The organism is Methanoculleus sp. UBA413 (genome assembly GCF_002502935.1).
GTDB classification, from domain to species: Archaea; Halobacteriota; Methanomicrobia; order Methanomicrobiales; family Methanoculleaceae; genus Methanoculleus; species Methanoculleus bourgensis.
Genome location: NZ_DAQR01000057.1, coordinates 1 through 8,658, shown reverse-complemented (window position 1 = coordinate 8,658; position 8,658 = coordinate 1). Strand labels below are relative to the sequence as shown.

Here is an 8,658-nt window from a genome sequence, read left to right as displayed (position 1 = left end):
CGCCCGAAGATCTCGCTCCGGACCGGGTTGACCGGATAGAGGCTCCCGGGAAAGGAGAGCAGGTTCCGCAGGACGGAGTAGCCCACCTTGTTCGGGCTTGCGGATGCACCGATGACGGCGATGGAGCGGGGATAGAAGGTCGCGGGGGGTGCCCGCACGGTGAGGGGCGCGGCCCCGGTGCCGATGGTATCACCGGTGATGATCCTCGCATCGACGACGCTGACACCGTCCTCGTAGACGATGACCGGGTTGAGGTCGAACTCCCGGATCCCCGGGTCTTCGGCAAACCGGCGGGCCATCTTCCCGATGACCCGGACGAGCGCCTCCTCGTCCTTCGGGGGCTCCCCACGGTACCCCCGGATGAGCCGGTAGCCCTCGATCTCCCGGACCATCGCCCTGATATCATCTTCGGTGACAGGGAGCACCCGGATGGCGACATCCTGCAGGAGTTCCACGAGCTTTCCCCCGAGACCGAACGTTATGACTTTGCCAAACGACGGGTCGGTCTTCCCGCCGACCAGCACCTCAAGCCCTCCCGGCATCTGCTTCTCCACGATGACACCGGTGATCTCTGCCTCCGGAGCATGGAGAGCGGCGTTCCGCATGATGGTATGGTATGCCGCGTCCACATTGTCCGGCCCCTCGATCCCGGTGATAACCCCCCCGACGTCGCTTTTATGCACGATTTCCGGGGAGATGACCTTCATAACGACAGGGTAGCCTATCATCCCAGCGGCCGCCCGTGCATCGCCGGCACTCGTGACCACCTGGTGAGGCGGTACCGGTATCCCACACGCGTGCAGCAGGTCGTATCCCTCTGATTCGGTTAACATCCTCTCCGGCATCTCTATTCCTCACTCACGAGAACAGGTGTGCAGGGGTTAACATGATCGACGTCTCATCCTGGAATTGGGCCGATCACTCATAAGAGTTATCCGGCCCGGGGGGGTGGCTCCGGTTTCTGCACATGAGAGAGACTGAAAACCGTCCAGGTGACTGCAGGATCAGCCTTTCGGGTAAATTCACAAGGGTCAACCCTGGCATCCGCATACGTATTACGCATAAATATTTCGTGGCACCAGATAGGTCCTCTTTCGTCAGGTATAATAATTGGTGCTACGACTATAGTTAGTAGTATGACATCGGATAGATACACCAGATTGCTCACGGCCGCGCTGCTGACGGCCCTCATTGTGCTCATGCTCGCCGCCGGATGCACCGGCACCGAACAGGGCACTACCGTCACCCAGGGTGGCCAGGCAGCCCCGGTCACCGACGGGTTCGGCAGGACCGTCACCGTCCCGTCATCCCCGGAGAGCGTCGTCTGCTCAGGCTCAGGCTGTCTCCGCTACCTCGTCTACATGCAGGCACAGGACCTCGTCATCGGTGTCGACGACATCGAAAAGAGGGATAGTGCGATAGAAGGCCGCCCCTATGCCCTCGCCTACGGGTCACAGTTCAAGGATCTCCCGCTGATCGGTGAATTCAGGGGCAAGGACGACCCCGAGAAGATCATCGCGATAAACCCGCAACTCATCTTCAAGACGGGTTCAACCGGAACGGCATACGGGACCAGCGCCGCTGAGGCTGACAAGCTCCAGGAAAAGACCGGCATCCCGGTCGTGGCGTTCCCGTACGGCTCGCTCCGGAACGACGCCGAGAAGGCCGAGATGTACGGGGGTCTCCGCGCGATGGGTGAGGTCCTCGGGAAGCAGGACCGGGCCGAAGAGGTGATCGCTTACGTCGAGGATACCATGGCCGACCTTGAGCGCCGGACCGGCGATATCCCCGAAGCCGAGCAGAAGAGAGTCTATGTCGGCGGCGTCTCGATGGCGGGCGCCCACGGGATCATCTCCACCGAACCGGCTTACCCGCCGTTCCTCTGGGTGCACGCGAAGAACGTCGCTGCCGGCCTCGGCACGGCTCACGCCGATGTCGCAAAAGAGGCGCTCGTCGACTGGGACCCCGAGTACATCTTCGTTGACGTCGGCACCCTCCAGATGGATGGGGACGGGGCAGTCGGCGAACTGAAGAACGACGCCGCGCTCTCGGGCCTCTCTGCAGCGAAGGAAGGCCGGATCTACGGCATCCTCCCGTACAACTACTACAACACGAACTACGAGACCGTGCTTGCCGACGCCTACTTCGTCGGGAAGACCCTGTATCCAGACCGGTTCAGCGACGTCGACCCGGTCAAGAAGGCAGACGAGATCTACACCTTCTTCATCGGCAAACCGGTCCTTGGTGACCTGAACAGCCAGTACAGGAACCTCGGGTTCGCGGAGATCCCGCTGTAAGATATGATACGGGGAGGATCTGAGCGCAGCGGGAGGGTGTGAAGAAGTGCACTTTGCAGACGGGGTCATCCCCGAAGACTACCTGGGATACGTGCGGCACAAGTACCTCTGGATCCTCGGGGGGATCATCCTCCTCTTTATCCTCCTGGTCGTATCCATCTCGGTCGGTGCGGCAGGCATCCCTCCCTACGACGTCTTCCTCTCCCTCGTGAACGGCACAATCGACCGGATCTCTGCGCTTCTTCACTCAACCGCGATCCCCGCTGAAGAACTCTCCAGCACGGACCGGATCGTCTGGAACATCCGCCTCCCGCAGGCGCTTGCCGCGATCGTCGCCGGGATAGGGCTCTCGGTGGCAGGTGTCGCCATGCAGTCGATCCTCAGAAACCCGCTCGGATCACCGTTCACGCTCGGCATATCGAACGCCGGCGCCTTCGGGGCGGCCGTCTCGGTCATCCTCCTCGGTACCGGGCAGATGCATTCATCGGTTGCCGACGCCGTCACCGTGAGCAACCCCTACCTGACGACGATTGTAGCGTTCTTCTTCTGTCTTATCGCCACAGCGGTGATCCTGCTCATCTCCCGGGTGCGCGGGGCATCCCCCGAAGTGATGGTGCTTGCCGGCGTTGCCATCTCCTCTCTCTTCACGGCAGGGACGATGTTCCTCCAGTACTTCGCCGACGATACCCAGCTCGCCGCGGTCGTCTTCTGGACTTTCGGCGACGTCAGCAGGGCCGGTTGGCAGGAGCTCGGGCTCATGGCCCTCGTCGTTGCGGGGGCGACCCTCTACTTCGTCGCGAACCGCTGGAACTACAACGCAATCGATGCCGGCGATGAGACCGCAAAGGGGCTCGGCGTCAACGTCGAGGCGATCCGCAACGTTGGAATGGTCGTCGCGGCGCTTGTCTCCGCTGTGATCGTCTCGTTCCTCGGGGTCATCGGCTTTGTGGGGCTCGTCTGCCCGCACATGGTGAGGAGACTCATCGGCGACGATCAGCGGTTCCTGATCCCGGGCTCCTGCGTGATGGGTGGGATCCTCCTCCTTGCCTCGGACACCGTCGCCAGGATCATCGTGGCACCGTATGTCCTCCCGGTTGCCGTGCTCACGGCATTCCTGGGCGCACCGACCTTCATCTACCTGCTCTTGCGGGGGTATCGGCGATGATCCTCGATGTCGACGGTGTGGCGTTCACCTACCGGAGTACCCCGGTCATCCGGGAGATCACGTTTGGCATCCGTCCTCACCAGATCCTCGCGATCCTCGGGCCGAACGGCGTCGGGAAGACGACGCTTTTGAAGTGCATGAACGCTATCCTGCGGCCAAAGACAGGCTCGATCATCGTCGAGGATCTGGACCTCCTCACCGCAGACCGGATGGAGATCGCCCGGAGGATGGGCTACGTGCCGCAGCGGTCCGAGGCAGGCCGGATGACCGCGTTTGATGCGATCCTCCTCGGCCGGCGGCCACATATCCAGTGGAACGTCTCTGACGCGGACCTCAAGATCGTCGAGGCGGCGATCCGGATGCTCCGCCTCGAGGACCTCTCACTTCGCTACATCGACGAGATGAGCGGCGGAGAACTCCAGAAGGTGAGCATCGCCCGGGCGCTGGTACAGGAGCCCAGGGTCCTCCTCCTGGACGAACCGACGAGCAGCCTCGACCTCCGGAACCAGATCGATATCCTCGAGATCGTGAGAAGCGTGGTGGCGGCTCACGATGTCGCCGCGGTGATGACGATGCACGACCTGAACATGGCGCTCCGCTACGCCGACCGGTTTATCTTCTTAAAAGACGGCGTCATCCACGCGGCCGGGGGCTCCGAAGTCGTGACGGCGGAGACCATCGAGGCGGTCTACGGTGTTCCAGTGGCGGTCGAGCGGTACAACGGATTCCATGTTGTCGTGCCGCTGACCCCGGAGAGAGACTGACCAGGGTGCGGGCGCCCCGGGAACCCGGCCAGGGATGACCATTTCACCTTATTTTGCGGATTTTGGCGCGTGGGGTTGATTGCCATCGCACGCGAAGGGGAGACAGTATTCGCGGCTTCGCGCCCTTCGCGTGAGGCAGCCAGGAGGTACAGGGTAATGCGATACAATTGAACCGGTAAAACCGCTGTCCGGGTAACGTATATCCCCACCGTGACCAATACGCCCGCCGGACATGCTGCTGGAGACCGCTATCGGGATTGTCGGGACGGTGTTCGGGGCGTTCGGGGCGCTCTTTATCATCTATGGAGCAATAATCGCGATCATCGAGCTCCTGGCGCGGGAGACGCGTATCAGGATACGGAGTTACCCCGACATCAGGGGGACGTTTACCACACGCATCCTGATAGGTCTTGAGTTCTTCGTCGCCGCCGATCTCCTGAAGACGATCCTCGAACCGACGTTTCAGGACCTGATCATCCTCGGGTCGCTCGTCGCCATCAGGACAGTCGTGAGTTACTTCCTCGGGAAGGAGGTGAGCGGACTCCCGGAAGAGAGGAAGATGTGAGGGGGAAATAGGATTTGGTAATCCCGAAGCTCATCGCCAACCCGGGATGCACCCGGATTCCACCCTTTCGTCATCTCGCGCGAAGCCGCGAAGCGCGTGGAGGTAGTAATTACAAAGGCTTCGCGTGAGGCTGCGCGCGAATGAAAACAGCCATTCTCCATGCAATCCTCGCGCAGAGTGGGCCGTGGTAGCTCTTCGCCACGGGGGAGGGGACCTGACCTGGGAGGGTGCGCGCCCCCGGCCCGCACAGGCTCCGCAGTAGTCACCTGCTCTTCCGGCTCCGTCGCGCCGCCAAATGCTCGTGCGCCTGCCCGACCACCCGTTTTGAGTTCGCGAAGGTGATCGCCCCTATCGCCTCATCGTATGGAAGCCACTGGTAGGCGACGTGCTCGTTCGAGAGCCTTACCTCCTTCTCAGGGGTCTCGACCAGGTAGTAGACAACCTCCTTGTAGACCGTGCGCCCCCGGCGCTGGAAGAAGTAGTGGATCTCCTCACGAAACCCGGGGATAAACGTGGCCCGGGTGATCCCGGTCTCCTCCTCCAGTTCGCGGAGCACCGTCTCCTTCTCGCTCTCGCCGCGTTCACCGTGCCCCTTCACCAGGTCCCAGTGCCCAGCCCCGTACTGCAAGATGAGATACTGAAGACCACTATTCCGCCGGAAGACGACCGCCCCGTACGACCTCTCTTTTGCCATTGAACCTTTCAGCCCTCTGCAGGAGAAGAACCGCCGGCCTTCGCGAGTTCGCGCCCGACGACCTGGAAGTCCTCTTCCAGGGCCTCCCGGTATGCCGGGTTGTAGAGCGCGGCGGCAGGGTGGAGGGTGGGAATGAGACGGACCGGGTGGCCGAAGAGGGAGCATGAGTAGACAGTCCCACGGATATCTGTGATCCGGTCGAACTCTACGGACAGGTACGAGAGGATGTACCTGCTTGAGTGCCGGCCCAGCGTTACGATCACCTCCGGTTCGATGATCCGGATCTGCTCTTCAAGATAGGGTGTGCAGGCACGGATCTCCTCGTCCCGGGGGTCGCGGTTCCCGGGCGGCCGGTGCTTGACGATGTTTGCGATGAAGACCTCGTCCCGTGACAGACCGATCCCCGCAAGGAGGTCTTCGAGCAACCTCCCTGCCCGTCCCACAAACGGCTTCCCGGAGAGGTCTTCCTGCTTACCCGGCGCTTCGCCAATGAGCATGAGGCGGGCCCCGGCATCACCTTCCCCCGGTACCGCATGATGGGTGTTCTCCCAGAGGGGACACTTCCGGCATTCGCTGATGACGGCGGCGAGCCTCTCTACCGCCTCCTGTCTTCCCGTCTCCTGCACCATGCCCAAACTATTGACGATACCTCGTATTATCATTTTATACATTGCGTTTTCCACGGGTGCCGGCAGACCCCGGATAGCCGGCTCCGCCGTCTGCGCCTGGACTGCATGTTGTTCTGTCGGCATGGTTGCCAGCGCCGGCTACCTGGCCCGCCCGTCACGCACGCCCTCCTGACGGGGTATAGGGAACCACCGGCCCGCCCGCTTGCAGCACGCCAATCCACCCTCCATCAAAGATTAATAGCTCCGGAGGGGAACTGTATATAGGATTTACCAGTGAGGGTGCAGCCCTGCTAACCCGGAGAATTGGCAAACCCGGGTTTTTGAGACAAAGAGGGGGCTGCAGGACGAATGGAGCTGTTTACACTATGAGTGATATGGATCATCTCTGTTTTGATACAACAAAGATCGATAAGATACAGGATCTGCTGGAGCGCGGGGTGACGGTATACCCCTATAAATTTGAACGCACAGATACCATTGACGAGATTAAGAAGCGGTTCTCTGATATCGGGCACGAGAAGAGCGCTGATGAGGTCAGCACCGCGGGCCGGGTCTACGTGGTCCGCCAACACGGCAAAACGATATTCGCTGACATCGGGGACTCGGACGGCAGGATACAGCTCTACCTCAGGAAAAATGACCTTGGAGAAGAGGAGTTCAACCTCTTCAGGCAGTACATCGACGCCGGGGACATCGTCGGCGTCGTCGGCCACGTCTTCCGGACAAAGATGGGGGAGATCACCATCTGGGTCGACCGGTTTGAACTCCTCGCAAAATCGGTCTGCCCCCTCCCCGAGAAGTTCCACGGGCTCAAGAATATCGAGACCCGCTACCGGCAGCGCTACCTCGACCTGATCATGAACGAGGAGAGCCGCGAGACGTTCAGAACCCGGAGCAGGATCATCTCGCTCCTGCGGCAGTTCCTCTTCGAGCGGGACTACCTGGAGTTCGAGACCCCCACCCTGCAGCCGATCTACGGCGGCGCAAACGCCCGGCCGTTCACCACCTACCATAACTACCTCGACCAGAAACTCTACCTCAGGATTGCGCCGGAACTCTACCTCAAGCGCCTGGTCGTCGGCGGTTTTGAGAAGGTCTTCGAGATAGCCAAGAACTTCAGGAACGAGGACATCGACACCAACCACAACCCAGAGTTCTCCATGGTGGAGATCTACGAGGCCTACCAGGACTACAACGACATGATGGACCTCACCGAGGAGATCATGGCGCACCTGGTGGAGGAGGTGCATGGAGGTTCCACGCTCTCGTTTGCGGGGCACGAACTGGACGTTACCCGCCCCTGGCGCCGCCTCACCATGGAGGAAGCGGTGCAGGAGTATGCCGGCATCGACGTCCGCGCTCACACGGTCGATGAACTCCGTGCGTTCGCCCGGGAACATGACGTCGAGGGCTGCGAGGAGGCCGCGACCCGGGGTGAGTTCCTGGCGCTCTTCTTCGAGCACTTCGGTGAGGAACACCTCATCCAGCCGACGTTTGTCTATGATTTCCCCATCGAGAACTCGCCGCTTGCAAAGAAGCACCGGGAGAAGGAGGGACTGACTGAGCGGTTCGAGCTCTTCATCGCCGGGATGGAGATGGCAAACGGCTTCTCGGAGCTGAACGACCCGCTCGACCAGAAGGCCAGGCTCGAAGAGCAGGACGCCAGGCGTCGCCGGGGCGACCTTGAGGCACAGATGATCGACTATGACTTCATCAACGCGCTCGGCTACGGGATGCCCCCCACCGGTGGCGTCGGCATCGGCATCGACCGCCTGGTAATGCTCCTCACGGGCAATGAATCCATCAAGGAAGTGCTCCTCTTCCCGCAGATGAAGACCGCCGTCCCGGGCCCGAACGGGGATGCCGGGGAGGAGTGACCCGGCGAGCCATCTCGCGATAGCCATGAACGGACAGAACCGGGCCGCCATCCACCCCGGCATGACGGTGGATGTCGTGCTCAAACGAGACCAGCGGACCGGAAAGCGAACCCGGGGCGTTGTTGCCGAGATCCTGACGAACTCGTCCTTCCACCCTCACGGGATCAAGGTCCGGCTCAGGGACGGACAGGTCGGGCGGGTGCAGGAGATTATCGGGTAGCAGAGCATTTCACCTTAATTTCCCACGAAGACCTCCCCGGGGTTGACGAACGGGAGGCTCTCCTGCTCTGTTCCCTCGTGCCTCGGGTTCGGGTTGTGCGGCGAGGGGGAGACCACTCTCTCCTGTCCCCCACCCCCAGGATGATAGCCACCACGGTCCCCCATCCAGGGAGCCCGGTGAGCAGGCTGTTTTCATGTGTGCAGCCCGGAGAGCGTAGCCTTATGGTTGTTGCATGGGCACCATTGCCTCACGCGAGCGGTGGGTGATCCGCACCAGAACCCGCAAAATAAGATGCAACGGTCCACTAGTATACCATCGCACCCAAATTATACGCAACGTCGCCCTGACGTCTGCCGTTCCGCCGCCCCTGTCACCTTGTTCTGCGGGTGTGCGGGGCGGATCGCCACCTCGTACGCTGGAGAGCGCGAAGGGTGACAGGGGCGGCGG

9 protein-coding genes are annotated in these 8,658 nt (G+C 61.4%); 6 read left to right on the top strand and 3 right to left on the bottom strand.

The genetic code is table 11. The features are described from left to right. A partial coding sequence (locus tag BP858_RS04225) for an acetate--CoA ligase family protein (protein ID WP_286878932.1) occupies window positions 1-833 on the bottom strand: 833 nt, incomplete at its 3' end. Window positions 834-1,136: 303 nt separating this feature from the next. On the opposite strand from BP858_RS04225, the gene BP858_RS04220 reads away from it, so the two are divergent. The 4 genes from BP858_RS04220 to BP858_RS04205 all read left to right on the top strand — a co-directional run bounded on the left by BP858_RS04220 (window position 1,137) and on the right by BP858_RS04205 (window position 4,791). Beyond that, on the top strand, window positions 1,137-2,297 hold the full coding sequence (locus BP858_RS04220) for an iron ABC transporter substrate-binding protein (RefSeq protein ID WP_286878931.1): 1,161 nt from the start codon (window positions 1,137-1,139) through the stop codon (window positions 2,295-2,297). A gap of 46 nt (window positions 2,298-2,343) precedes the next feature. Then, the gene (locus BP858_RS04215; protein WP_074175928.1) at window positions 2,344-3,462 is read left to right on the top strand and encodes a FecCD family ABC transporter permease; all 1,119 of its coding nucleotides are present in this window, start codon (window positions 2,344-2,346) and stop codon (window positions 3,460-3,462) included. Then, the gene (locus tag BP858_RS04210; RefSeq protein WP_074175929.1) at window positions 3,459-4,226 is read left to right on the top strand and encodes an ABC transporter ATP-binding protein; all 768 of its coding nucleotides are present in this window, start codon (window positions 3,459-3,461) and stop codon (window positions 4,224-4,226) included. Before BP858_RS04215 ends, BP858_RS04210 begins: the two co-directional genes overlap by 4 nt. 232 nt (window positions 4,227-4,458) lie before the next feature. Beyond that, window positions 4,459-4,791 carry a DUF1622 domain-containing protein gene (locus BP858_RS04205; RefSeq protein WP_074175930.1) on the top strand — a complete coding sequence of 111 codons (333 nt, stop codon included), beginning with the start codon at window positions 4,459-4,461 and terminating at the stop codon, window positions 4,789-4,791. A 262-nt stretch (window positions 4,792-5,053) separates the two neighbouring features. On the opposite strand, the gene BP858_RS04200 is transcribed toward BP858_RS04205, so the two are convergent. Both BP858_RS04200 and udg read right to left on the bottom strand, forming a co-directional pair. Then, window positions 5,054-5,485 carry a bis(5'-nucleosyl)-tetraphosphatase gene (locus BP858_RS04200; RefSeq protein WP_286878930.1) on the bottom strand — a complete coding sequence of 144 codons (432 nt, stop codon included), beginning with the start codon at window positions 5,483-5,485 and terminating at the stop codon, window positions 5,054-5,056. Window positions 5,486-5,493: 8 nt separating this feature from the next. Further along, entirely contained in the window at window positions 5,494-6,114 is a 621-nt protein-coding gene (gene udg, locus BP858_RS04195; RefSeq protein ID WP_286878929.1) for a type-4 uracil-DNA glycosylase, read from the bottom strand. Window positions 6,115-6,479: 365 nt separating this feature from the next. Between udg and lysS the strand changes: the two genes are divergently transcribed. Both lysS and BP858_RS04185 read left to right on the top strand, forming a co-directional pair. Then, on the top strand, window positions 6,480-7,991 hold the full coding sequence (gene lysS, locus BP858_RS04190) for a lysine--tRNA ligase (protein WP_286878928.1): 1,512 nt from the start codon (window positions 6,480-6,482) through the stop codon (window positions 7,989-7,991). A 25-nt stretch (window positions 7,992-8,016) separates the two neighbouring features. Beyond that, window positions 8,017-8,211, top strand: a complete 195-nt coding sequence (locus BP858_RS04185) for a YwbE family protein (protein ID WP_286878927.1) — start codon at window positions 8,017-8,019, stop codon at window positions 8,209-8,211. The last annotated feature ends 447 nt before the right edge of the window (window positions 8,212-8,658 follow it).

Bases quoted from the DNA above. Each gene is read 5' to 3' on its own strand.
- BP858_RS04220 (WP_286878931.1), top strand. From the start codon at position 1,137: ATGACATCGGATAGATACACCAGATTGCTCACGGCCGCGCTGCTGACG.
- BP858_RS04210 (WP_074175929.1), top strand. From the start codon at position 3,459: ATGATCCTCGATGTCGACGGTGTGGCGTTCACCTACCGGAGTACCCCG.
- BP858_RS04205 (WP_074175930.1), top strand. From the start codon at position 4,459: ATGCTGCTGGAGACCGCTATCGGGATTGTCGGGACGGTGTTCGGGGCG.
- BP858_RS04200 (WP_286878930.1), bottom strand. From the start codon at position 5,485: ATGGCAAAAGAGAGGTCGTACGGGGCGGTCGTCTTCCGGCGGAATAGT.
- udg (WP_286878929.1), bottom strand. From the start codon at position 6,114: ATGGTGCAGGAGACGGGAAGACAGGAGGCGGTAGAGAGGCTCGCCGCC.
- lysS (WP_286878928.1), top strand. From the start codon at position 6,480: ATGAGTGATATGGATCATCTCTGTTTTGATACAACAAAGATCGATAAG.
- BP858_RS04185 (WP_286878927.1), top strand. From the start codon at position 8,017: ATGAACGGACAGAACCGGGCCGCCATCCACCCCGGCATGACGGTGGAT.